Here is a 23,679-nt window from a genome sequence, read left to right on the forward strand (position 1 = left end):
GTCATGAGACAAATCGCTCTATGTGCCAGCTGCAGCTGTCCCGGAAATTCGCGGGATCTGTGTCTCATCTCATGACAACTCCCGTGAGATCGGACAGTTTCTTGTCCGATCTCACAAAGTTGTCGGAGTCTCACGAAAGCTGTCGGAGCGTCTCACGAAAGTGGCGGAGTCTCAGGAAGGCTGTCGGAGCGCGGCGGCGGCACCTCCCTGCCGAAAACGATCGTTTCCGGCGAGCTCGGATCCCACGTCCTTAGACGCCTGCCGCTAGTGCTCGCCGGTACCTGCTTTCGGCGGGCGTTTCTGGCTTGTCCCCCAACGGGCATTATCCACTCGGAGCCTCGAGGGCTCGAATGGCGTTCCATCGGCTCGGAACCCGTCATCGCCGCTACGCCCATACGTTGAGTCCCAGCCCGATCGTGAAGGCTGCGAGGAGCACGACTGCCACGATGCCCGCGAGAGTCCGGGTGCTAAACGTGGTGCGCAGGAGAGCGAGCATTTTGACGTCGACGAGGGGGCCGACGAGGAGGAGGGCGACGACTGATCCTGCGGAGAAGAATGACGCGAACGACAGGGCAAAGAACGCATCCACGTTCGAACAGATCGATACGACCATCGCGATCAAGATCATTGCCACGATCGACATAACCGGATTGGATCCGACAGACAGGAGAACCTCACGGGGGATTAGCACCTGGATAGCACCGGCTAGTGCGCAGCCAATCACGAGTGCGGGCATGACTGCGCGGAACTCGACGACGAACTGGGTGAGGCTACGCCGACCGCGGCCACGGCTGCCTGACTCGTGGGCGGCCCTGTCGCATGTATCACGGAACTGGTCAGTGAGGAGAGTTCCCGGATCGGGGTGACGGCTGTACAGCCAGCCGATGAGGTTGGCGATGGCGTAGCCGCCGAGAAGGCGCGCAATCAGGATGCCGTCATCGAATCCGAAGGCTTGGTGGGTCGTGAGAATGACGATCGGGTTGACGATCGGGGCTGCGATCAAGAATGTGAGCGCATCAGGGACAGTGAAGCCGCGCATCAGCAGTCCCCGAGCAAACGGCACGTTGCCGCATTCGCAGACGGGGACGAACATGCCCAGGAGCGAGAGCACCATCCGACGCGGCCATGCTCGTCGCGGCATCCAGCGTTCGAGCACTCCGGCGGGAATCCACACCTGCACGATGATCGACAAGACCACGCCGAGGGTGACGAATGGCATCGACTCAATGAGGACGCTGACAGCGAGTGTGAGGCCGTCCTGCGCGCGGGTCGGGAGGGAGACCGGGAAGAACGTCGGCGCGAAAACTTCGATCAGGAATAGTGACGCAATCACGCACACGCCGACACCGACCATCGCCCACGCAGCACGCGAGCGAGCAGCAGGAGGTGTCCCGCTGCTCGCCCTGGTGGTCACCTGTTCTGGCTCAGTTGACCGTGTCATCTGTGCTCGGCTCATCGCAGCCCGAATGCGCCACCGCTAACCAGGATGAAGATGCCCAGACCGATCAGGACGAGCGGGAACAGCACGTGTTCCCAACGTTCCAGGATCTCCGCGATTGGTCGACGAGTAGCGATGAACTTTGCGACAACGACCAGGACGGCAACGAGGGCCAGGAACACCACGCAGTACGCGACGACCGCGGCGGGACCCACGCTGAGGAACACGGGAACGTAGACGCCGATGTTGTCACCGCCGTTGGCGAAGGTGACCCCGGCCACAGCCCAGACCGCGACCTTTTTTCCTTCGATCTTGCCCTCGTCGTCATCGTCGTCGTCGCGATTGCGCCACGCCTGCCATGCCGCCCAGAGACCCAAACCCAGGGGGATGAGGCCGAAGTAGGGAATGACTTCAGGAGGGAGGAACGCTCCTGCGCCGAGAGCAACGAGTACGGCGGCGCCGAGGATGCCAGCGAACCCCAAATACTGCCCGAGCAGAATCCGGGTCGTTGTACCTCGTTGGCCCGCACCTCGGGCGAAGAACAGAGAGAGCACGATGATGTCGTCGATGTTCGTTACCAGGAACAGACCAACTGCTTGCAGGATGGAGAGGAAGATCATGCGCTGACCTCCATCGTGCAGCAGTCCGCAACTGTGCACGTGGGGTCGATGCACTCGGCCTCGTGATCCACGGCCAGGGTCGTATCCAGTAGAGCGGTCAGCGCCGTGGTCAACCGAGGATCTGCGACCTCGTATCGAGTGCGCCGCCCCTCGGGCTCTGCCACGACGATGCCGCAGTCACGGAGGCACGTGAGATGGTTGGAGACGTTCGATGGGCTCAGGCCCAGCTCGCGGGCGAGCGCCGCCGGATAGATCGGGCCGTCAAGCAGTGACATGAGAATGCGTGATCGCGTCGAGTCGGCCATAGCGCGGCCGAGGCGATTCATCACGTCCAAGCGAGTAGTAATAGTCAGCACTCAATGAATATACACGCTTGGATGTATGATCGGATACCGCGCCAGATCATCCGACAAGGCGCGATCCGAAGCGTCTCGACTACCTGGGTCTACCCGCTAGTGCAGCGCTCGACGTCAAGGAACCTCCATCATGCACACTTCTTCGTTATCCGGGCCCGGCCACCGCGCAGCCGCACACCGTCTTCGCCGGATGAGTGGCACATGGTGAGGCGGGATCGAGGTCGGAGGCTGGTTGTTGCGCTCGTGATCGCGTTCAGTATGACCGTGATCGACCAGGGTTCGAAGGCTCTAGCCCTGGCCCAGCTCAGCGAGAACGAGCGCATTCCCCTAGTCGGTGACCTGCTGGGCCTCCAACTTGCATTCAATCCCGGCACAGTCATGTCGCTCGGGTCGGGGAGCACGTGGGTGTTCACCGTGATCGGAACCGCAGCGACGATCGCGCTGCTCTACGCTGCTTGGCGATCCAAGTCGATCGCGTGGGCGATCGCTATCGGATTCGTCTGGGGCGGAGCAGTGGGGAACCTCATCGATCGCCTCCTTGCCCCGCCCGCGTTCGGTGTCGGTCACGTGACCGATTTCCTCGCCTACGGCAACCTCTTCATTGGCAACATCGCGGATATCTCCATCGGCATCGGCGTCGGCCTGGGGCTCATTCAGATCATCCTGAATCCCCGTCCTGAGCTTCCCCGTGGACAGTCCGCTGCCGCTTGACCTCGCCGAAACCTCGCGGCACACTGCTCGAGCTGGGTCCTGTGAGGATCTTCCCCGCTGCAATCACCGGAGCGCTCCTTATGATCCGCGGCGGTGATGAGACCAAAGAATGAGACGTCTTATCTAGTGGGCGGACGCGAGAGGGTTCAAATGTCAAGCGACGTGAGGAGGAGACATGGCGGCTGAGCGCCTGATCTACAAGCGGACCGACGGTAAATGGGCATGGAAGCTCACATCCCAGGGCCACGTCATCGCCACCGACGGGGGACGAGGCTATAGAAACGAAGCAGATTGCCGGCGCATCGCCGACGCCGTCATCGGGGGAGCCTTTGCCGACGCTAAGAAGAGAGTTCTCAACTAGCTCACATCAGGCAGGCATCCTCGGTGGCACTCAACGGGGCGTGCGCGAACTGCAGCATGTCCGAGAATCGCCGTAAACGATCGTTCTGGCGGGTTCGCGTCGCACGTCATCGTGCGCCCGCCGTTAACGTTCGCCGGTATCTGCTTTCGGCAGACGTTTCCGGCGTTCAGGTAGCTTGTCTTGCTGCGCTCGCTCGTCGTCCGTCGATGCGAGTTGGCGTGGTTGGTTTCGTTCCGCGCGGAGTTGTTGCTCGATCTTGGCGTGTGCTTTTCGTTCGTTGCGGTCGGCTCTGATGATGGACCGCAGGACGAACCAGAATGCTGCGACGACGGCGATCGTGGGGATGACGGACCAAAAGGCGTTGGTCCAGTAGTCATTGAGATTCATCCGCGCCTCCCGGGGGTTCACGCAGCACGAGCGCCAGTCCGACGATCGCGAGGATGAACGCTGTTTCGTAGCTTCCGAGCGTGTATGCCCAGAGTGACCATTGGTGTGGAACGGTTGTGTCGATGAGGAGATGAGCTGCGATCAGTGCGACGGCGGCCAGGAGAAGGAAGGCCCCGACACGTACGAGGCGATCGTGACGCCGCTGTGGGGACATGTGGCTGGTGCGCGTGGGAACGTGTGCTCGTGGACGGTGCCGAGCTGGGTGCAGGTGGCGGGTCATCTGAATATGGCTCCGATGAGGTAGAAGCTCGCAAGGGCGAGAAGCAGGGCGAGGACTGTGGCGCACGCGATGAAGACGGATATGCGTCGGAAAGGACTGCGGCGGGGGACCATGGGTGGCCGTTCTGGTGGTGGCGTTCTCTACCGGGCGGGGGCGAGGATGGTCGTGTCGTCGGCTGTGATCTGGACGATGCCGCGGTCGTCGACAACGATGAAGCGTTTGTCATCGATAGCGGTGAAGGCCTGAGCGGCCCCTTGAAGCGCGTCGAGGCGTTGCCATGTTCCTTCGGTGTTCTGTGACCAGAGGGCACCGTCGGTTCCGACTCCTGCGAGCGAGCCATTGGGTTTGGCGTCGAGTGTGTAGAGCAGTGGGGCGTCGGCGATGGGGGTGAAGGTGGCGCCGTTGTCGGTGCTGAGGAGTAGTCCTTCTTCTGTGGCCGCGTAGAGACCGTCGCCGGTGGCGGCGAGGTCTGCCGCGGCAAGCGTTGCGCCGCGGGTCCATTCGAGACCGTCGTCAGTGCTGATGAGCAGATCGACGCCATCGGAGGCGATCCCGTAGAGAGTGCCGTCCGGTCCGGCGGTGAGGACATGGAAGTCCGTGCTGCCAGTGAGCGCGATCGGTGACCACGACTCGCCGAAGTCGTCACTACGAATGACACCTAGGTTCGGGGAGCCGAGCTGTGCGGATGTCTGTGTGCCCGGGTGTCCGGATGCGAAGAGGGCGTCGTCGAGGACGGTAAAGCCCATCGCATCGAAGTCGTGGCCTCCAATGGGACCGGCGATCGCACCTTCGGGCGTGAGGGTGAAGAGTCCTCCGTGGGTGGCTACGAAGAGGTCCTCACCGCGGGGGTCAGCGGCAACACCGTGAATGTGTTGGATAACGGGGGGCACCGCGTTGGCGCCGGAGGCCTGCGGCGCGGCGCAGCCGGTGAGAGCGACGGCTACGAGAGCGATCGCGAAAGCGGGTAAGGGCGAGTGGCGGTTCATGAGACTCCGACGTGAAGAAGTGCATGCGGGTGCGCGGCCGGTACGCGAATGAGAGTCGCGACATGGCGCCAGCGCGGTGGCGTGGGTTACTGCGAGAAGGCCAGTTCGGGGGTGCGGGCGAGCGCCGCACCCCCGAAGGTGGATCAGAGCGTGTCGAGGAGGTCTTCCATCGTGGCGATCTCCGTGGTCTGCGCCTCGATGATCGTCTCGGCCAGAGCGACCGCGTCGCTGTTCTGGCCGTTGTCGACCTCTTCTTGGGCCATCTCGACGGCACCCTCGTGGTGCTGGATCATCTGCTCGAGGAACAGGCGGCTGGCGTCCGCGCCGGTGGCATCCTCGAGAGCCTGCATGTCATCCTCCGACATCATGCCACCGCCGTGATCCATTCCCTCCATGTCGGAGGTATCAGCGCCCCACTCTTCGAGCCACTGGTCCATCTTCTGGATCTCGGGCTCCTGCGCGGCCTTGATCTCTTCCGCAAGAGCGACGACACGTTCGTCGACACCCTCCTTGCTAAGGAGCATGTCGGACATGTCGATGGCCTGGGCGTGGTGCTCTTTCATCATGCTGGCGAACATGATGTCGGCGTCGTTGGCGTCCGCGGACGCCGGGGCCGAGGTGCTGCTTTCGTGGTTCATGCCGGGCATGTCGCCGCCGGAGGTGGTACCGGCGCAGCCGGCGAGTCCAAGCACTGCGGCGAGGGTGAGTGCGGCAGTCGCCGCAAACCGGGTCTTCATGATGGGGTTCTCCAAGAGTCGATGATGGTGCCCAGCGAGAGAGGCTGGGCGAGGGCGTTACCCGCGGAAAGCGGGCGCGCCTGCCATCACGTGCGACTGATGCAGAGAACGGTGAGAGACGGAGGCCGCAGCGGATGCAGCGCATCCCGGAGATGTAGGCGGGACACGGGCGTTCCCGGGGAATGTGCCACGGCTCGCCACCAGGCGGACGGCCGGGCGAGCAGCACGACAGCGATGAGGAGCGCGAGAACGCAGGCCATCCACGCCATGCCGTGATCGTCAGAACACGTGGCGCACCCCGCCTCGTCCACCGCTGCGGCGTCGCCAGAGGCGTGTGCGGGGTGAGCATCGGCATGCGCGGGTGCGACGGCGATGGTCTCACTGTGCCCGGAGGGCATGGTGTGCGTGTTCATCGAGTGCATCGCCAGAAGCCCGAAGATCACGGAAAAGGCGACGGCGACGACGGTCAGGAGGGTGCGGGTGAGGGTGCGCTGGTCATGCACGCGCCGTGCGATCATCATCAACACTGTCCCACCTCCCTTTCTTCCAGGGTACGTCGCCGCCGCCCATGCGCCTACTTGTCGACGACGGCGTCCGGGCTGAGGTTCAGCCGTCGCAGCAACTGCGCATTCAGCGCGACAACGATCGTGGACAGTGACATCAACACCGCACCGACCGACATCGGCAACACGAACCCGACGGGGGCGAGCACACCGGCAGCCAACGGCACCGAGAGAAGGTTGTACCCGGCGGCCCACCAGAGGTTCTGTTTCATCTTCCGGTAACTGGCCCGCGACAGCTCAATCACGGAGATCACCGATCGGGGGTCGTCGCTGGCGAGGATGACACCTGCGGAGGCGATCGCAACGTCCGTTCCTGCACCGATCGCAATCCCTACGTCTGCCTGGGCGAGAGCGGGGGCGTCGTTCACGCCGTCACCGACCATCGCGACCTTGCGGCCTTCGTTTTGCAGTTCTTTCACCTTGGAGGCTTTGTCCTCCGGACGGACCCCGGCGAAGTACCGGTCTATACCCAGCTCGCCGGCGACGGACGCGGCGACCGCGTCGGCGTCACCGGTGATCATGACCACCTGCACGCCGCGCTCGTGAAGCGCATCGACCGCGTGACGCGACTCGGAGCGGATCTCGTCCGCGAGGCGCAGCGCGCCCGTGACCTGGCCGTCGACGAGCACGTGGAGGATGATCGCACCCTCACCGCGCCACTCGTCGGCAACCGGCAGCTCGGCGGCGTGTTCTTGCTCGAGCATGTACGGGCCACCGACCTGCACGACACGTTCGTCGACACGGGCACGTACCCCAACGGCGGGGGAGGATTCGAAGTCGGTCGAGCGCGGAACGGTGAGGTTTTTCTCTTTCGCCGCGTTGACGATCGCACGGGCGAGGGGGTGCTCGGAGTCGGCTTCCGCGGCCGCGGCCCACGCCAGCAGCTGATCGGCGTCGGCGCCTGTGACGGGATCGATCGCGGTCACGGCGGGGGTGCCCTTGGTGAGCGTGCCGGTCTTGTCGAACAGGACCGTGTCGACGGTGCGCATGCTTTCCAGTGCGAGGCGATCCTTGATCAGCACGCCCCCTCGGGCGGCGCGTTCCGTCGCGATCGACACGACAAGCGGAATCGCAAGACCCAGAGCGTGCGGGCAGGCGATCACCAACACCGTGATGGTGCGAATCACCGCCGCGTCGGGCTGGCCGACGAGAGTCCAGACGATCGCGGTGATCGCGGCAGCGCCGAGCGCGAACCAGAACAGCCAACCCGCCGCCTTATCCGCGAGTCGTTGCGCCCGCGACGAGGAACTCTGCGCCTCCGTCACGAGCTTCTGGATACCCGCGAGTGCGGTGTCGTCGCCGATCGCGGTGATTTCCACCCGGACCCCGGAGTCGGTGGCGACGGTGCCGGCGATGACTAGGCCGCCTTCGCTGCGGCGAACGGGTCGGGATTCTCCGGTGATCATCGACTCGTCCATGCTGGCCGAGCCCTGCACGATCCGGCCGTCAGCGGGAACCCGCCCGCCTGGGCGCACCACGACCACATCCCCCACTTGCAGATCGGACGGTGCGACGGTGACGGTGGTGTCTCCGTCGATCTTTTCTGCCTCGTCCGGGAGGAGTGCGGCGAGGGAGTCCAGCGCGGAGGTCGTCTGTGCGAGGGATCGCATCTCGATCCAGTGGCCGAGCAGCATGATCACGATCAGCAGCGCCAGCTCCCACCAGAAGTCCAGCTCGTGGTGCAGCACGCCCAGGCTCGCACCCCACGACGCGAGGAACGCCACGGTGATCGCAAGGGCGATCAGCAGCATCATCCCCGGTTTGCGTGCACGGAGTTCGCTGACCGCGCCGGTCAGGAATGGGGCCCCGCCCCATACATACATCACCGTTCCGAGAGTCGGCGACACCCACGCGACCCACGCCGCACCCGGCAACGGGTACCCCAGGATCATCGAGAACATCATCGAGAACCCGACCACCGGCACCGCGAGGAGCAGCATGATCCAGAACAGCCGGCGGAACTGCCCCACGTGATCCCCGTGGCCACCATGCCCGGCGTGCCCCTCGTGCCCGGTGCCGTCGTGCGGTGCAGCGTGGTCCTGGCTCATCGCCGTGTGGTCGTGTTCCGTCGCGGCCTCGCTCGCGTGGTCGTGCTCCGTCGTGGCCGCCGGCGTGTGATTGTGGTGCGCGGTATGATCGGTGCGTTCGTCGTGCTGGCTCATCGGGGACTCCTTGCTCGGATGCGCGCGGGTGACCGGTCGCGTCGGGTGCGGCTCAGACGTCGCTGGTCGGGAGGGCGTAGCCGGCCTCCTCCACCGCGGCCTTCACAGCAGCGGGATCGACCGGTGCGGTGCTGCGGATGGTCACCCGGGAGGTGCCACCCGAGTTGAGATCCACAGTGACAGACTCGACGCCGTCGACAGCGCTCAGTTCTTCGCTGACGCTCGACACGCAATGTGAGCACGTCATACCGTCGACCAGCACCTCGGCTGTCACCGCAGCATCACTAGGTGCGGATGTCTCCGCGCTCGATGGCGCAGCGCAGCATGCGCAACCAGCGTTTGCATCCTTCAGCCCGAGCTCGATGCGATCAGTCATGATGTCTCCTTCAATTAGACAGACGTGTGGTCATGAACGAACCAGGCGGGCAATCGCTTCGTTGGCCTCGCGCACCTTCTCGGCCGCGACCGCGCCGCCCTCCGCACTGGCTTCCGCGACACAGTGACTCAGATGGTCACTCAGCAGCGACAACGCCACCGTTTCGAGGGCCTTCGTCGCCGCAGAAACCTGCGTAAGGATGTCGATGCAGTACTTGTCCTCATCGACCATCCCTGCAATACCTCGTACCTGACCTTCGACACGGCTTAAGCGCTTGCGCAGATCCGCTTTGTTATCGTCATAGCCGTTCACACCCTCAGAATACCCCCTAGGGGTATATAACTCAAGGAACAGCGAAGGCAGTCCCGCTACGCCCCATTGCCTCGGGTAACTGGTGCATCACGGATGACGTGGGGTGGCGATCACGGTTGGCAACGAGGGCAGGTCGTACGGCTGCCACCTGCACTACGAAGTGAAACCCGACAGCGAGTGCGTGAAACCCGCGGACCTTCATGGAGTGCGTCGGCGTGACCTTGCTGCTCTAACGCGATGCCCCGCGAACTGTTCAGCTACCTGGCCAACATCGTGACGGCCGTAGCCGGCGGTGACTCATCAGCCTACTTTGGCGCTACTGCCCTCAGGCTGCCAGAGTCCGTCACGACGTGCCCTGGAGAACATCGGAAGCGGCAAGCGAGTCGCGGGCGGTGGCCTGGTTCGGCGGACGCATAGGTGATGTGTATAGGGTGCGAAATGTGCGTCGAGACCCTCGCTTTCGTAAAGCTCGTGGTGCGGTCGGGGTCATGCTCGCTGCGGTGTTCGCGATCGGCCTAATCGGATGTGCGCCGGATCCGGTCAGCGATTCCTTCCTACGGGGCGAGAACACCGGCTATGTGGCCGCCAACGGCTCAATCGCCGAGATCCCGGTGGCCGAGCGGAGCGAACCCGTGGTCTTCAGCGGCGTAACTGAAACTGGCGATGATTTCGACAGCGCCGACAACTCTGGCAAGGTCACGGTGGTCAATTTCTGGTATGCCGGGTGCGCGCCGTGCCGCGTCGAGGCGAAGGATCTCGAGAGCGTTTGGCAAGAATACGGCGGCGAGGATGTAGCTTTCATCGGCATCAATACCCGCGACCAGGCCGACACTGCCCAAGCATTCTCTGAAGAGTTCGGCATCACCTACCCGAGCCTGATCGACGTGAACACGGCCGAGGCGAAACTCGCTTTCTCCGAAGTCGTGCCGATCCAGGCGACACCGACGACTCTCGTGCTCGACAAACAGGGCCGTGTCGCCGCCCGCATCATCGGACCCATCGACGGCACCTCGATCCTCTCGACACTCGTCAAGGACGCTCTGGCGGAGACACCATGAACGCCGACACCATCATCGGGTCCGGCGCGCTCTGGCTCGCAGTCCCCATCGCGATGCTCGCCGGTCTCGTGTCGTTCCTGTCGCCCTGCGTGCTCCCGCTGGTCCCCGGCTACCTCGGCTTTCTCGGCGGGACAGTCTCACCGAGCTCGAAAGGTGACGCGACAAACGCAGCCGCACCTGAGCGCCGACGACTCGTGTTCGGCGTGCTGCTGTTCATCCTCGGCTTCAGCGTCGTCTTCGTTCTCATCACTGCGCTGGGCGGAACGGCTGGCGTGTTCTTCCTACACTGGGGAGACCTGGTCACACGCATCCTCGGGCTCGTCGTCGTCCTCATGGGGCTCGTCTTCCTCGGGTTATTCAGTTTCGCCCAGAGGGAGGTCCGCTTCCACGTCAGCTCACGGGCCGGGATCGTAGGGGCGCCGCTACTCGGAGTGGCACTCGGTATCGGCTGGGCGCCATGCATGGGACCTACATTGGCCGCGATCATCGCGCTTTCATTCAACGCCGGCGACCCTGTCCGGGCCGGCTTCCTTGGCCTCGCGTATTCGCTTGGCCTCGGCATCCCGTTCCTTCTGGTCGCACTCGGGTTCGGTTGGGCGGCGAAGACGGTCGAGTTTCTCCGTCGTCACATCCGGGTGGTGAACGTCTGCGGCGGCATACTGCTGATCGCCCTCGGCATCCTGATGGTGACCGGGCTGTGGACCGACATCATGTCGCGACTGACGGCGGTGATGGGCAGCGTCATCCTCCCACTCTGAGACCTGGAGCGGGATGTCGCGCGCAACGACTAGAGCCGCCGCCGGGCTCGTTAACCGCTCACTGTCGTTCTAACGCCGAGGACGTTGCAGGTCGGCCTTCACCGCCCAATCCACACGCTCGGGAAGACACTCTAGGAACCGCTGCCCTGTGGATGGCCATGTCAGCGTTCCCGCCGTAAACGATCGTTTGCGGCGCGGTGAGTGAAGGCACACCAGATCGAATGCCAGAAACGTGCGCCGTAAGCGGGTTTCGGTAGGCGTATTCGGTGGGGTGTGAGCCGGATGTACTTACACCCAGGCCCCAGAGATGTCGCGCCTGGGGTGAAGCCGTTCCAATAGGTCATCAATCACTGTATAGTTCAGTGTGTGCTGACTATTTCCTCACGCCTCGATGTCATGAACCGGCTCGGCCGGGCCATGGCCGATCCCACGCGCGTTCCCGAATCCTAATGTCTCTGCTCGGTGGACCGAGCTACCCGGCTGTGCTCTCTCGTGAGCTGGAGCTGACGCGTTCGAACGTGTCGAACCATCTCACCTGCCTGCGTGACTGCGGGATTGTCGTTGCCGAGCCGGAGGGTCGCCAGACTCGTTACGAGATCGCCGACCCGCATCTTACGGCTGCGCTCGTCGCGCTCGTGGACGTGACGCTGGCGGTCGATGAGCACGCGCCGTGCGTGGACTCTGCGTGCACGGTGGCTGGCTGCTGTGGGACGGGGGCGGACGCGTGAGCGCGGCGTGTGGCTGCGAGCACGAGCCTGCCCAGCCTGCCACTGCGGCGGAGGATGAGACCGAAGAGGTGGTGCGGCCCTGGTGGAGGGACCGTGGGATCATGGTGCCGGTCTTCTCCGGTGTCGCATTCCTGGCCGGTCTGATCCTTGAATGGTCCGGCCTCGAGACCCCGGCGCTGGTGTTGTTCTGGGCCGGTCTGCTCCTCGGTGCGTCGACGTTCACGCCCGGCGCGATCCGGAAACTGTTCAAGGGCAAGCTCGGTATCGGGCTGCTGATGACGATCAGCGCGATCGGCGCGGTCATCCTCGGCTACGTGGAGGAGGCTGCAGCTCTGGCGTTCTTGTACTCGATTGCTGAGGCGCTCGAGGACAAGGCGATGGACCGTGCCCGGGGCGGGCTGAGGGCGCTGCTGAAGCTCGTGCCGGAGACAGCGACCGTGCTGCAGAACGGCGTCTCTGCGCAGGTGCCCGCGAGAGAGCTGACGGTCGGCCAGGTCATGGTGGTCCGTCCCGGCGAGCGGATCGCAACCGACGGGATCGTCCGTTCTGGCCGCTCCAGCCTGGACACCTCGGCGATCACCGGGGAGTCGATCCCCGTCGAGGTCGAGCCCGGCGATGCGGTGTCGGCCGGTGCGATCAACAGCGCCGGCGCGCTGGAGGTCGAAACGACCGCTGCGGGCACCGACAACTCGCTCACCACGATCGTGGAGCTGGTCGAGAAGGCGCAGACCGAGAAGGGCGAGCGTGCACGTCTCGCGGACAGGATCGCCCGCCCGCTCGTACCCGGCGTTCTGATCCTCGCAGCGCTCGTCGCGATCATCGGGTCGCTGCTGGGCCATCCAGAGGTGTGGATCACCCGCGCGCTTGTCGTGCTGGTCGCCGCTTCTCCGTGTGCGCTGGCGATCTCGGTGCCGCTGACGGTCGTCGCCGCGATCGGCGCAGCAAGCAAGTTCGGCGTGATCATCAAGTCCGGCGCCGTCTTCGAGCGCTTCGGCACGGTCCGCCACGTCGCGGTCGACAAGACCGGCACCCTCACCCGCAACGAACCTGCGGTCACCGCGGTGCTCACTGCGAACGGCGTGACCGAGACACAGGCGCTGGCCTGGGCGGCCGCACTGGAGCAGCACAGCACGCATCCCCTTGCCTCTGCGATCACCGCCGCGGCCCCGGGCACACCGGCAGCTGCAGATGTGACCGAGCAGGCCGGGCACGGCATCGACGGCACTGTCGGCGGATCGAGAATCACCGTCGGCAGTCCTCGCTGGCTGGACGCGGGCGACCTCGGGAAGCAGGTCGCGGAGTTGGAGGAGCAGGGCATGACCGTCGTGATCGTCCACCGCGACGGAACCCCCGTCGCCGCGATCGGCGTCCGCGACGAACTGCGCCCTGAAGTCCCCGAGGTAGTCCGGACGCTCACCAACCAAGGCGTCGGCGTGACGATGCTCACCGGAGACAACGCCCGCACCGCTCGTGCACTGGCCGCGCAGGCCGGGATCAGCGACGTGCGCGCGGAACTGCGTCCCGAGGATAAGGCAACCGCGATCGGCGAGCTGTCAAAGGCGGGGCCGGTCGCGATGATCGGCGACGGAATCAACGACGCACCGGCCCTCGCTGGCGCAGACATCGGTATCGCGATGGGCGCCACCGGCTCCGACGCGGCAATCGAATCCGCCGACGTGGCCTTCACCGGCCATGATCTGCGCCTCATCCCGCGAGCGTTCGATCACGCCCGCCGCGGTCGACGGATCATCAACCAGAACATAATCCTGTCGCTGCTGATCATCACTGCACTGCTCCCGCTCGCGCTCTTCGGCGTCCTGGGGCTCGCGGCCGTCGTCCTGGTCCACGAGGTCGCGGAGGTCATTGTGATCCTCAACGGTCTGCGTGCCGCACGCACCCGCACGCCACGACTGGAAAGCTGATGCTCGCAACTATCGGTTCAGCGATCGGCCTGTTCGCGGCAACCAACATCGACGACATTGTCGTGCTCACCGTGCTGTTCCTGGCTTCCAGTCGAGGGAAGCCCCGGCCGTGGCAGATCGTCGCGGGCCAGTATCTCGGGTTCATCACCCTCGTCGTGATCAGCGTGATCGCCGCTCTCGGTCTCACCATCGTTCCGGACGAATGGGTCGGTTTCCTGGGTCTGATCCCGCTCGGCATCGGCATCTGGACGCTCATTCGCGGCCTGCGCCGTAACGGCGATGACGATGATGACGACTCCAAGATCACCGCGGTCGGACTATGGGGCGTCGCAGGGATCACGATCGCCAACGGGGCCGACAACATCTCCCTCTACACGCCGATCTTCCGCACCAGCGCCCCCAGCGACGTCGCGATCATGATCGTTGTGTTCCTGATCCTCGTCGCGGTCTGGTGCGCGGCCGGCCGGCTGATCGGCACCAACAAGGCTGTTACCGAGGGGCTGGAGCGCGTCGAGCACTGGCTCGTACCGGCCGTGTTCATCGGCCTGGGCCTGTTCATCCTGATCGAATCCGGGGTCATCGTCCGTCTGATCGAGGTCCTCGCATGACCTCCTCCCAGACAGAGGCTCACCCGGCCGCTGCGCGCAAGCTGTCGTCGACGCGGCGGCGGCAGCTCACTGGTGGAGCGCTCCTGATCGCCGTGGTCGTCGTGCTGATTGATCAGGGAACCAAGGCGTGGGCCGAAGCGACCCTCACCGAGCGTGAGCGCATCCCGCTGATCGGTGACCTGCTGGGTTTGCAGCTCGCCTATAACCCCGGAGCGGCATTCTCCTTCGGGGAAGGCTTCACCTGGGTGTTCGCCCTGCTCGCTGTCGCCGCCACGGTCACAGCGATCGTGTGCGCGTTCCGAGTGCAACGCGTGGGATGGGCGATCGTCATCGGCACGCTCGGCGGCGCTGCCGCCTCACACGCAGGCGACCGCCTTTTCCGCGACCCCGGATTCGCCCGGGGTCACGTCGTAGACTTCCTCGCCTACGGAAACTGGTTCATCGGCAACATCGCCGACATCGTGATCTTCGCCGCAGCGATCACCGGAGCAGTTTTCATGATCCGCGCCGGCGATGAGAGCACCGAGTGAGATCCGTTCTGCGGTGATGGGACACCCATCAACTCGCTCTCTACATCGGCGCAACCGCCGTGGGCGCGGCCATCGGGCTGTTAACGCCGCAGACCGCTCCGAGCCTCGCTACAGCAACCACCAGTAGGCGCTGACTGTACAGCTGGTAGTGTCTAATCGTCGACTACCCTGATTCCCTTCGAACGTAGGACCGTCCAATGATCCGCCCTGCCCTCACTGAACGCGCTACCGCTGCGCGCACGAGTGGGCTAGTGGCGAGGCTGCTGATCGGCCTGGGGCTAGCATTGACGCTCCTGGTCGGATCGTGGGTGGCGACGCACGCGGGGACCGAGGACCTGCAGGTAGCGCCTATCGCGGAGCTGATCGCCACGAACGACTTGGGTGTCGTGCCCGGCGTGATGGCAGACGGTCATGCTGGCGAGGCTGAAGACCTTGGTGCCGCCCTATGTCTTTTGGGAGTGGCGTGCGTGCTGGCGCTCGTCATCTTTGCCTGGCGAGCACCGTCTCGCACATGCAGCACTGGACGTGTGACGCGGAGGATGCGAGAGACAGTCGCGCGCCAGCCGTCCCAGTCACCGATACTCACACTCACGCAACTGCGCGTTTCCCGAACCTGAATCACGATCAACTCCCTCTCATCCGTGAAGCACGCGGACTCTCGCGCTATCAAGCGCGCGTTTACTGAGTTCCCAATTTGGAGTAGTCGTGACCAACCCGTTCGGGGTGGCTTCCACCACCCGCGCCACACCATCTGATCCCCAGCGAAAATTTGAACACACGTTTCGTGCCGTCGCCGCGATGGTCGCCGTCGCCACCGTGCTTACTGTCACGGGCTGCACGTCCCAAAGTGACCTTGCTGATGCGGTGAACAACGGCACCGGTTCCACCAGCGTCGACGAGCGCGTCGTCGAGATACCTGCGGACGAGCGCGGCGAGACGGTGGTATTTGCCGGCGTCGACGAGCGCGGCAACCCGATCAGTAGCGGCGAATTCGCTGGCGAGGTCTACGTCGTGAACTTCTGGTATGCGGCGTGCGGGCCGTGCCGGGTCGAGGCGCCGCTGCTGGAGGAGGTGTGGCAGAGCTATCAGACCAAGGGGGTGGGTTTCATCGGGGTGAATATCTACGACCAGCCTGCCACCGCGTTGTCCTTCACGGAGGACTACGGGATCACGTACCGCAGCGTGATCGACATCGTCGACGGCAAGACGAAGCTCGCGTTTGCGGCAGTCACCCCCATACAGGCGACGCCGACGACTCTTGTTATGGACCGTGAGGGTAGGGTCGCCGCGCGTATCATCGGTCAGCTACCGGCCGCGTCTATCCTGTCCACCCTGGTCGCAGACGCGCTGGCGGAAAGCGAATGAATGCCGAGGGGCTCATTTTCGACGGTGCGCTGTGGGTGGCTGTTCTCATCGCCATGCTGGCGGGGCTGATCTCCTTCGTCTCTCCGTGTGTGCTTCCGTTGGTGCCTGGCTACTTCGGCTATCTCGGGTCTTCCCTCTCCAGCTCGCCGACACGGACTCCCGCTTCTGGCCGTGGACGACTGTTCGGTGGGGTGGCATTGTTTGTGGCAGGGTTCACACTCGTGTTCATGACCGTTACGGTGCTCGGTGGGGTCGCGGGGATGTTTTTCCTCGAGTACGCCAACATCCTCACTCGGGTGCTCGGAGTGGTCGTCGTCGTTCTGGGTCTGGTCTTCATCGGGGCATTCCCCCGCACGCAACGCACCCTCCGACCCCGTTTCCGCGGCAACCTGGGCCTGCTCAGCGCGCCGCTGCTGGGAATAGCGCTCGGGATCGGGTGGACGCCCTGCATCGGACCGACGCTAGCGGCGATTATGTCGGTGTCGTGGAATCTCGGGGACCCCGGCCGTGCTGCGCTGCTGGGGCTGGCGTACTCACTCGGCCTGGGCATTCCGTTTTTCCTGCTCGCGCTCGGACTGGGCTGGGCCACCCGATCGGTTGCTTTCCTCCGCCGTCATATCCGGGTAGTCAACATCATTGGCGGCAGCATGCTGATCGCGCTGGGTGTGCTGATGGTCACGGGCATCTGGGGCATGTTGATGTCAGTTCTGCAGGGGGTGATGCTCAGTGTCACGCTCCCTCTCTGACCAGCTTCCTGCCGACCCCTCTCGACCCGCCGATCACATCGATCAGGAAGAGCCGGACACCGTCACGTCCCCGACGCTGGGAGCCGTCGGGTGGCTGCGGTGGGGGTGGCGGCAGCTGACCAGCATGCGCACCGCCATCCTGCTGCTGCTCCTGTTGGCCATCGCATCAGTTCCCGGGTCTATTTTCCCTCAGCGCACTGCGGACCCCAACGGGGTCGTCCAATACTTCCGGGACAACCCGGACCTGGCGTCTTTCCTCGACGGCATCCAGGTGTTCGATCTGTACAACTCTGCCTGGTTCTCAGGTATCTACCTGTTGCTTTTCATCTCCTTGATCGGCTGCATCATTCCCCGCACCCGACACCATTGGAAGGCGCTCCGCTCCCGTCCACCACGCACCCCGGCACGGCTCAGTCGGTTGGGCACCCACCTCCACGTTGACGTCCCGCCGAAAGCTGAGGACATAGGCGCGGACGCGGACGCGGCGATCACCGCCGCGACAACAGATCTGCGTCGACGCGGATACCGTGTTCAGCGGTATGACACCGCCCGCTCGTGGTCGGTGTCGGCCGAACGCGGGTACCTTCGAGAAACCGGCAACCTTCTCTTTCACGCATCTCTCGTTGGGGTGCTGGTCGCTGTGCTCGCCTCCAGTGGGTTTTCCTACACCGGGCAAAGGGTCATCGTTGAGGGGACCACCTTCGTCAACACCCTCAACGACTACTCCTCGTTCAGCCCCGGCAGGTTCGTGAACGGTACACAGCTGGACCCATATTCGCTGACCCTCGACAGCTTCGAGGTCAACTACGTGCCCTTGGGGTCCGCCGGGGCCGGCCAAGCAGGCGACTTCGCCGCCAACCTCACTATCCGTGATGCCCGCGCCGGGACAGAGGGCACGGAGAAGGTGCGCGTGAACCACCCCATCACTGTCGGCAGTGAACGGGTTTACCTGCTTGGAAATGGCTACGCACCCACCATCACCGTCAGAGATCCTGAGGGGACGATCGTGTACAGCGAGTCGCAGCCCTTCCTCCCGCAAGACTCCATGATGACCTCGCTCGGCGTCATTAAGGTGCCGGATGGGCTTGCCGAACAGATCGGGCTCGTCGGGTTCTTCTACCCAACCCAAGGTGTTCTTGACTCCGGGGCGTTCACCTCGGTGTACCCCGACCTGCTGAATCCGGTCGTCACGTTTAACGTGTTCTCCGGCAGCCTCGGCATCGACGACGGCGTACCCCGGTCGGTGTACACCCTCGACACCACCGACATGACCCAACTCACGGGCGGCGATAGCGGCACGGAGTCGATCGAGCTCACGCCCGGGCAGACCGCAGACCTTCCCAACGGGTGGGGAACTGTCACCTTCGAGGATGCGTCCGACGGCTCGGATCCGCTGGCAGCAGTGAAGAGGTTCGCGTCGTTGGATATCAAACGTGACACGGGTGGAACATGGGTGCTCGCCTTCGCCACCCTCGCCACCCTGGGCCTAATCATCGGCCTTCTCGTTCCCCGACGGCGGGTGTTCGTCAAGGCATCCGTCGTCAGCTCCCCGGGTGCACCCTCCCTGCACCTGGAATTCGCCGGCCTCGCGCGAGGAGAGGACCCGCAGCTTCCGGACGAAATAGCCCACCTCCGCGACAACCACATGGCCCGCCGCGGAGACTCAAGCCCACAGATGCCCCGCCGAAGGAAGCCATGATGAAGTCCTCCCTGAAAGTCACCCTCATCACAATCGCTACCGTGATCGCGCTTGTCACCGGCGCGATTATCTACACGATCGCCACCCGTCCAAAAGCGTCCACAGACGACAATGCCGCCGCACTTACTGGTGCCCGCGCCAACTCCCACGTGTTGGACAGCGCTGGACCCGATGCCCCGACACTGGTGGAGTTTCTCGACTTCGAATGCGAGGCCTGCGGGGCGTTCTACCCGTACGTCGAAGACATCCGAAACCAGTACGACGGTCAGATCAACTATGTCTTCCGGTACTACCCAATCCCTAGTCACTACAACTCTATGAACGCCGCCCTCGCGGTGGAAGCGGCCGCGCAACAGGACCGGGTGGAGGAGATGTACCACCGGATGTTCGAAACGCAGACTGAGTGGGGGGAGCAGCGAGTCCCTGCTGCGGATCTGTTCCGCAGCTTCGCCGAGGACCTCGGCTTGGACATGGACCTGTACGACGAGGCCGTTGCAGATCCCGCCACCCGGGGTCGAGTCGAGGAAGACTTCGTCGAAGGGCAGCAGATGGGCGTACAGGGCACTCCAACGTTCTTCCTTGACGGCGAGCGACTCGAACTCAACCAGCTGACCGATCTCACCGATGCTCTCGACCGCGCTCTCGCTGACTGACCCGCCTGTGGGCGCACTCCCCGCCTTCCGGCGGGGAGTGCGCCTTCCGGCGGCGCTGCTTGTCGCTGCGGTCGCCGGTGGACTCTTGGACCTGTCCTTCCCAGAGGTAGGGTGGTGGCCGCTCGCGTTTGTAAGTATTGCTCTCGCATTGTGGGTGATGATCGGGCGTAGCATCGGTGGCGCGTTCGTGGTCGGTGCGGCTTTCGGTGCCGCTTTCTACTTCACCCACTTGGTGTGGGTGGGCACGTACCTTGGTCCTATCCCCTGGGTGGCGTTGGCCGGCCTCGAAACCGTGCTGTTCGGGGTCGGGGCGATCCCGCTTGCCCTCGCTTACCGGTGGACCGACCGCGCACGTGGTCACGCCACCCTTTGGCTTGTCGGGGTGCCGTTGCTGATCGCCGGCCTGTGGAGCGTGCGGGAGTTGGTGATGGGATCGTGGCCCTACTCTGGGTTTCCGTGGGCGCGGATTGGGATGACCCAAGCCAACGGGTTACTCCCGGAAGCGGCGTCCTGGGTTGGGGTGACCGGGCTGAGCTTTCTCATCGTCGCCGCATGCGCGAGCCTCGTGCAGTGGTGGCGGGCCGGTGGGTTCCAACGCCTACGCGGCGTCCTGCCTGGCGCAGCGATCATGGCCCTCTTAGTGGTCACGCCGCAGTTTCCGACCGGGGACGCTGGCTGGATGGACATCGGATGGGTGCAGGGCAACGGGCCCTCCGGGTACTTCGATGACCGCACTCCCGGGGACTTGCTTGCCGCGCAAACAACTGCGACTGAGCCCCTGCTGGGGCAGGACATGGATCTGCTGGTGTGGCCAGAGGGTGCCGTCGACAGCGACCCCCTCGCCAACCCGGCCACCGCGCTCCACCTCACCGATCTCGTTGACCGTGCCGGCGCCCCGCTGTTGGCCAACGCCGCCACCGCCCGCGACGGTGACGTGTTCAACACCTCAATGCTGTGGGAAGGGCAGCGTGCCCCGCAGCTGCACGACAAGGTCAACCCTGTCCCCTTCGGCGAGTACGTCCCGGACCGGTGGCTCTACGAGCGGATCGTGCCGGATCTCATCGACCTCATTCAACGCGAATACACTGCCGGGCAGAACCCTCCGTTTGTGACAGTTGACGGCGTGCAAGTCGGTCTCGCGATCTGCTTTGACGTCATCTACGACTCCGTCATCTGGGACGGTGCCCGCCAGGGCGCTCAGGTCTATATTTTTCAGACCAACAATGCCGACTTTCGGGGCACCGACGAAAACCTTCAACAGCTCGCCTTCGCACGGATGCGTGCGATTGAAACCGGACGCGCCGTGGTCAACATTTCCACCGTCGGGACCAGCCAAGTCATCGCCCCAGACGGACAGACTATCGACGGCGCCGAGGCTAATCAGACGGCCGCGGCGATCACCAGCGTCCCTTTGCGCGAAGGCTTCACTCCCGCCGTTGTACTCGGCGGTGCCCTCACCACGGTGATCGCACTTGGTGCGATCACCGGTTTCGCGATGGCTGGAATCAGCCATCAGCACTTCCACTCCAGCCCCCGTTCCGTCCGAGGAGAAACTGATGCCTGAACCCGAAACCCTGACCATGGACGGCATCGCTCTGCTGTTGGTGTGGACCGCAATTGCCGTATATCTGCTCGCGTTCGTCGCCTACGCAATCGACCTTGCCCAACGCTCAGTGCGCCGCGATGAGGTCCAACGGGTACCCGCGCTCGTGGCCGCCAACGGCGAAGCAACGGCGCACGATACCGACGACGAACGCCCAACACTGAACGAAGTCCGCACCCGGCCAGGCCAGCGGCAACGTCTGCTCTGGGCGCGCATCGGCACTGTCCTGACCGGGTTCGCGTTTATCTTTCACCTCGCTGGCACCATAGGGCGAGGGATCGCCGCAGACCGGGTCCCGTGGGCGAACATGTACGAGTTCGCCCTCACCGGTACCCTGCTGGTCGTCGCGGTCTACATGGTCGTACTCCGCCGGTACGACCTACGCTTCCTAGGCTCGTTCCTCATCGGCATGGTCGCGCTACTGCTCGGGGGAGCGACCCTTGCCTTCTACGTCGAGATAACCCCTCTGATGGATCCACTCAAGAGCGTATGGCTCGTCATCCACGTCTTCGTCGCCTCCCTCGGCACCGCCCTCTTCGCCATCTCCTGCGGACTATCAGCCACACAACTCATGCAGGCCCGACGCGAGCGACGGATCGCGGCGAAAGACGAGGGGGCGAAAACGGCCGGAGCGGGATATCTGCGCACGCTCCCGACCGCCGAAACGCTGGAGTCCCTCGCCTATAGGTTCGCGATCGTCGGGTTCATCTTCTGGACGTTCACCTTGGTCGCCGGATCAATCTGGGCCAACGATTCCTGGGGACGATACTGGGGATTCGACACCAAAGAAGTTTGGACGTTCGTGATCTGGGTGCTGTACGCAGGCTACATCCACGCGCGGGCGACCCGCGGCTGGCGGGGCAACCCGTCGGCATGGTTGTCGATCGTCGGCTTCACCGCAGTGCTGTTCAACTTCACGATCGTGAACGTGTTCTTCAAGGGCCTGCATGCATACTCCGGCCTCAACTGACGATCAACGCCGCTCTACTAACAAAGGACGCACCGCTCCGTGTTCATAGCACTGCTAGATCCCGGCCGGCCTCCACGGTCGCAAGCGGGTACGGGCACCCTCCACCGTCGCAATAACTTCTACGTGTGGGACCCACGTTGAGGGGCGATCGTAGTCGGAGATTGATAACCGCGTGCCTGGTTGCGCTCTCAATGGCTGTCATCGACCAGGGCACGAAGGCCCTAGCGCTTGCGCAACTGAGCGAGCAAGAGCGCACTCCGCTAGTCGGTGATCTGTTCGGCATGCAGCTCGCTTTCAACCCCGGCACCATTATGTCTTTCGGCTCAAACAGCACCTGGGTGTTCACTGTGATCGGAACCGTAGCCGTAATTGCGTTGTTCTACGCCGCATGGCGGGCGACATCCACAACGTGGGCAGTCGCCATCGGATTTGCTTGGGGTGGAGCGGCCGGGAACCTCATCGACCGCCTCTTCGCCCCTCCCGGGTTTGCCCGCGGTCACGTCACCGATTTCCTCGCCTATGGCAACCTCTTCATCGGAAATATCGCCGACATCGCCCTCGGAATCGGTGTCGGACTCGGCATCCTCCAGATGCTCCGCAACCGCAACCGCAACCGCAACCGCAACCGCAACCGCAACCGTCTAGTGAACATGCAACGGAGATTTCCGCCGACGAGAAGTAACCTCGGTTCAGCGAGGTGAAACGTGCATTCCGTGACATCTACGCTTACGGCACGACGTGAGGAGGAGACATGGCGGCTGTGCGCCTGATCTACAAGCGGCCCGATGGTAAGTGGGCCTGGAAGCTCACATCCCAGGGCCACGTCATCGCCACCGACGGGGGACGAGGCTATAGAAACGAAGCGGATTGCCGGCGCATTGCCGACGCCGTCATCGGGGGAGCCTTTTCCGACGCCGAGACGAGAGTTCTCCGCTAGCTCACATCAGGCAGACATCGTTGGTAGCACTCAACGAGTGGTGTTCATGTTCAGTCTCGGCAGTGGCAGCGTTGATGAGGCACTCGCGGTCGGCGATCCGCTCCGATATGAATTCTTTGACGCGGCGACCACGCCGGAAACGATCGTTTCCGGCAGGCGCAACGAGGTTGCCGGCGGACTGCACGGCGCGCCGGTCGCGCACCTGCCGAAACACCCTGCCGGAACCTGTTGCGCCGAAACGGTCGGCGTGACATTTTAGGCAGGTTGAGCGCGCAACGCGATTACCGACAAGTTCCGTGAGACGGCCGGCAAGTTTCGGTGGCGCCCCGCTCGCCCGTCTTTTCGGGGATGGCGTGTCTCAACAACTGACAACCCTCGTGAGATCGGACAATAGTGGCCGATCATGCTGATTCGCACGGCGCTTCCGGCGAAAGGAGGCCGATGGAGATGTCCGTCGTCGAAAATCTGACAAGTGTCATGAGACAAATCGCTCTATGTGCCAGCTGCAGCTGTCCCGGAAATTCGCGGGATCTGTGTCTCATCTCATGACAACTCCCGTGAGATCGGACAGAGGTTGTCGTTTCTCACGAAACCTGTCGCTTTCTCACGAAAGTTGTCGCTGTTCTCATGAAAGGTGGCGGATTCTCACGGATGTTGTCGCGTGTGCGGCGTGGCGTGGGTTGGCGGGTGGGTGTGGGTGTCATCCTGCGGGTGGGTGGGGTCGCCGATGTTGGTGGCCTGAGTTGTCAGGACCCGAGATATAGGGCAGTACCTCTCCTCAGGAGTCAGGCCGTCCGTCGAATAGGTATCTTC

General features: G+C 63.9%; 25 protein-coding genes and 1 pseudogene. 16 read left to right on the top strand and 10 right to left on the bottom strand.

Annotation, left to right across the window (positions count from 1 at the left end):
- Positions 1-385 precede the first annotated feature (385 nt).
- The 3 genes from IPV10_RS15030 to IPV10_RS15040 form a co-directional block, all read right to left on the bottom strand.
- Positions 386-1,354 carry a permease gene (locus IPV10_RS15030; RefSeq protein ID WP_231728841.1) on the bottom strand — a complete coding sequence of 323 codons (969 nt, stop codon included), beginning with the start codon at positions 1,352-1,354 and terminating at the stop codon, positions 386-388.
- A 98-nt stretch (positions 1,355-1,452) separates the two neighbouring features.
- Positions 1,453-2,058, bottom strand: a complete 606-nt coding sequence (locus IPV10_RS15035; protein WP_025103726.1) for a cadmium resistance transporter — start codon at positions 2,056-2,058, stop codon at positions 1,453-1,455.
- Positions 2,055-2,414 carry a helix-turn-helix transcriptional regulator gene (locus tag IPV10_RS15040; protein ID WP_061018111.1) on the bottom strand — a complete coding sequence of 120 codons (360 nt, stop codon included), beginning with the start codon at positions 2,412-2,414 and terminating at the stop codon, positions 2,055-2,057. Before IPV10_RS15040 ends, IPV10_RS15035 begins: the two co-directional genes overlap by 4 nt.
- Positions 2,415-2,672: 258 nt before the next feature.
- Here IPV10_RS15040 and IPV10_RS15045 point away from each other — a divergent pair, with 258 nt between their 5' ends.
- Entirely contained in the window at positions 2,673-3,125 is a 453-nt protein-coding gene (locus IPV10_RS15045) for a signal peptidase II (RefSeq protein WP_231728840.1), read from the top strand.
- Between the two features lie 175 nt (positions 3,126-3,300).
- Positions 3,301-3,486, top strand: coding sequence for a hypothetical protein (locus IPV10_RS15050; RefSeq protein ID WP_207485179.1), 186 nt, complete (start codon positions 3,301-3,303; stop codon positions 3,484-3,486).
- Between the two features lie 123 nt (positions 3,487-3,609).
- On the opposite strand, the gene IPV10_RS15055 is transcribed toward IPV10_RS15050, so the two are convergent.
- The 7 genes from IPV10_RS15055 to IPV10_RS15085 all read right to left on the bottom strand — a co-directional run bounded on the left by IPV10_RS15055 (position 3,610) and on the right by IPV10_RS15085 (position 9,289).
- Positions 3,610-3,873, bottom strand: coding sequence for a hypothetical protein (locus IPV10_RS15055; RefSeq protein ID WP_082738454.1), 264 nt, complete (start codon positions 3,871-3,873; stop codon positions 3,610-3,612).
- A gap of 420 nt (positions 3,874-4,293) precedes the next feature.
- Positions 4,294-5,139, bottom strand: a complete 846-nt coding sequence (locus IPV10_RS15060) for a F510_1955 family glycosylhydrolase (RefSeq protein ID WP_207485180.1) — start codon at positions 5,137-5,139, stop codon at positions 4,294-4,296.
- A 143-nt stretch (positions 5,140-5,282) separates the two neighbouring features.
- Complete coding sequence (locus tag IPV10_RS15065; protein ID WP_207485199.1) at positions 5,283-5,876, bottom strand: DUF305 domain-containing protein; 594 nt, start codon at positions 5,874-5,876, stop codon at positions 5,283-5,285.
- Between the two features lie 86 nt (positions 5,877-5,962).
- Positions 5,963-6,394, bottom strand: a complete 432-nt coding sequence (locus IPV10_RS15070) for a DUF6153 family protein (protein ID WP_207485182.1) — start codon at positions 6,392-6,394, stop codon at positions 5,963-5,965.
- A gap of 56 nt (positions 6,395-6,450) precedes the next feature.
- The gene (locus IPV10_RS15075; RefSeq protein ID WP_374192238.1) at positions 6,451-8,601 is read right to left on the bottom strand and encodes a heavy metal translocating P-type ATPase; all 2,151 of its coding nucleotides are present in this window, start codon (positions 8,599-8,601) and stop codon (positions 6,451-6,453) included.
- Between the two features lie 52 nt (positions 8,602-8,653).
- Positions 8,654-8,977, bottom strand: coding sequence for a heavy-metal-associated domain-containing protein (locus tag IPV10_RS15080; RefSeq protein WP_136041019.1), 324 nt, complete (start codon positions 8,975-8,977; stop codon positions 8,654-8,656).
- 30 nt (positions 8,978-9,007) lie between these two features.
- The gene (locus tag IPV10_RS15085; RefSeq protein WP_207485183.1) at positions 9,008-9,289 is read right to left on the bottom strand and encodes a metal-sensitive transcriptional regulator; all 282 of its coding nucleotides are present in this window, start codon (positions 9,287-9,289) and stop codon (positions 9,008-9,010) included.
- Between the two features lie 488 nt (positions 9,290-9,777).
- Between IPV10_RS15085 and IPV10_RS15090 the strand changes: the two genes are divergently transcribed.
- The 14 genes and pseudogenes from IPV10_RS15090 to IPV10_RS15155 all read left to right on the top strand — a co-directional run bounded on the left by IPV10_RS15090 (position 9,778) and on the right by IPV10_RS15155 (position 23,125).
- Positions 9,778-10,347 carry a TlpA disulfide reductase family protein gene (locus tag IPV10_RS15090; RefSeq protein ID WP_061015475.1) on the top strand — a complete coding sequence of 190 codons (570 nt, stop codon included), beginning with the start codon at positions 9,778-9,780 and terminating at the stop codon, positions 10,345-10,347.
- Complete coding sequence (locus IPV10_RS15095; protein ID WP_061015474.1) at positions 10,344-11,105, top strand: cytochrome c biogenesis CcdA family protein; 762 nt, start codon at positions 10,344-10,346, stop codon at positions 11,103-11,105. Before IPV10_RS15090 ends, IPV10_RS15095 begins: the two co-directional genes overlap by 4 nt.
- A 366-nt stretch (positions 11,106-11,471) precedes the next feature.
- A pseudogene (locus IPV10_RS15100) lies at positions 11,472-11,833 on the top strand (ArsR/SmtB family transcription factor).
- Positions 11,830-13,755, top strand: a complete 1,926-nt coding sequence (locus tag IPV10_RS15105; RefSeq protein WP_207485185.1) for a cation-translocating P-type ATPase — start codon at positions 11,830-11,832, stop codon at positions 13,753-13,755. Before IPV10_RS15100 ends, IPV10_RS15105 begins: the two are co-directional and overlap by 4 nt.
- Positions 13,755-14,363: a cadmium resistance transporter gene (locus IPV10_RS15110; protein WP_207485186.1), complete on the top strand. Its 609-nt coding sequence runs from the start codon at positions 13,755-13,757 to the stop codon at positions 14,361-14,363. The genes IPV10_RS15105 and IPV10_RS15110 overlap by 1 nt, the downstream gene beginning before the upstream one ends.
- Positions 14,360-14,893 (top strand): signal peptidase II, encoded by a 534-nt coding sequence (locus tag IPV10_RS15115; RefSeq protein WP_242685038.1) that lies wholly within the window; start codon positions 14,360-14,362, stop codon positions 14,891-14,893. The genes IPV10_RS15110 and IPV10_RS15115 overlap by 4 nt, the downstream gene beginning before the upstream one ends.
- 705 nt (positions 14,894-15,598) lie before the next feature.
- On the top strand, positions 15,599-16,258 hold the full coding sequence (locus IPV10_RS15120) for a TlpA disulfide reductase family protein (protein ID WP_307861154.1): 660 nt from the start codon (positions 15,599-15,601) through the stop codon (positions 16,256-16,258).
- Positions 16,255-17,004: a cytochrome c biogenesis CcdA family protein gene (locus tag IPV10_RS15125; protein ID WP_058631446.1), complete on the top strand. Its 750-nt coding sequence runs from the start codon at positions 16,255-16,257 to the stop codon at positions 17,002-17,004. The genes IPV10_RS15120 and IPV10_RS15125 overlap by 4 nt, the downstream gene beginning before the upstream one ends.
- Before the next feature lie 124 nt (positions 17,005-17,128).
- On the top strand, positions 17,129-18,703 hold the full coding sequence (locus tag IPV10_RS15130; RefSeq protein WP_242685039.1) for a cytochrome c biogenesis protein ResB: 1,575 nt from the start codon (positions 17,129-17,131) through the stop codon (positions 18,701-18,703).
- Positions 18,703-19,356: a thioredoxin domain-containing protein gene (locus tag IPV10_RS15135; protein WP_207485190.1), complete on the top strand. Its 654-nt coding sequence runs from the start codon at positions 18,703-18,705 to the stop codon at positions 19,354-19,356. The genes IPV10_RS15130 and IPV10_RS15135 overlap by 1 nt, the downstream gene beginning before the upstream one ends.
- Positions 19,328-20,920, top strand: coding sequence for an apolipoprotein N-acyltransferase (lnt, locus tag IPV10_RS15140; RefSeq protein ID WP_207485191.1), 1,593 nt, complete (start codon positions 19,328-19,330; stop codon positions 20,918-20,920). The genes IPV10_RS15135 and lnt overlap by 29 nt, the downstream gene beginning before the upstream one ends.
- Positions 20,913-21,929 carry a c-type cytochrome biogenesis protein CcsB gene (ccsB, locus tag IPV10_RS15145; protein WP_207485193.1) on the top strand — a complete coding sequence of 339 codons (1,017 nt, stop codon included), beginning with the start codon at positions 20,913-20,915 and terminating at the stop codon, positions 21,927-21,929. The genes lnt and ccsB overlap by 8 nt, the downstream gene beginning before the upstream one ends.
- 191 nt (positions 21,930-22,120) lie before the next feature.
- Entirely contained in the window at positions 22,121-22,630 is a 510-nt protein-coding gene (locus tag IPV10_RS15150) for a signal peptidase II (protein WP_207485195.1), read from the top strand.
- 273 nt (positions 22,631-22,903) lie between these two features.
- Positions 22,904-23,125 carry a hypothetical protein gene (locus IPV10_RS15155; protein ID WP_207485197.1) on the top strand — a complete coding sequence of 74 codons (222 nt, stop codon included), beginning with the start codon at positions 22,904-22,906 and terminating at the stop codon, positions 23,123-23,125.
- The last annotated feature ends 554 nt before the right edge of the window (positions 23,126-23,679 follow it).

This window comes from Microbacterium sp. SD291, from assembly GCF_017355365.1.
Taxonomy (GTDB): domain Bacteria; phylum Actinomycetota; class Actinomycetes; order Actinomycetales; family Microbacteriaceae; genus Microbacterium.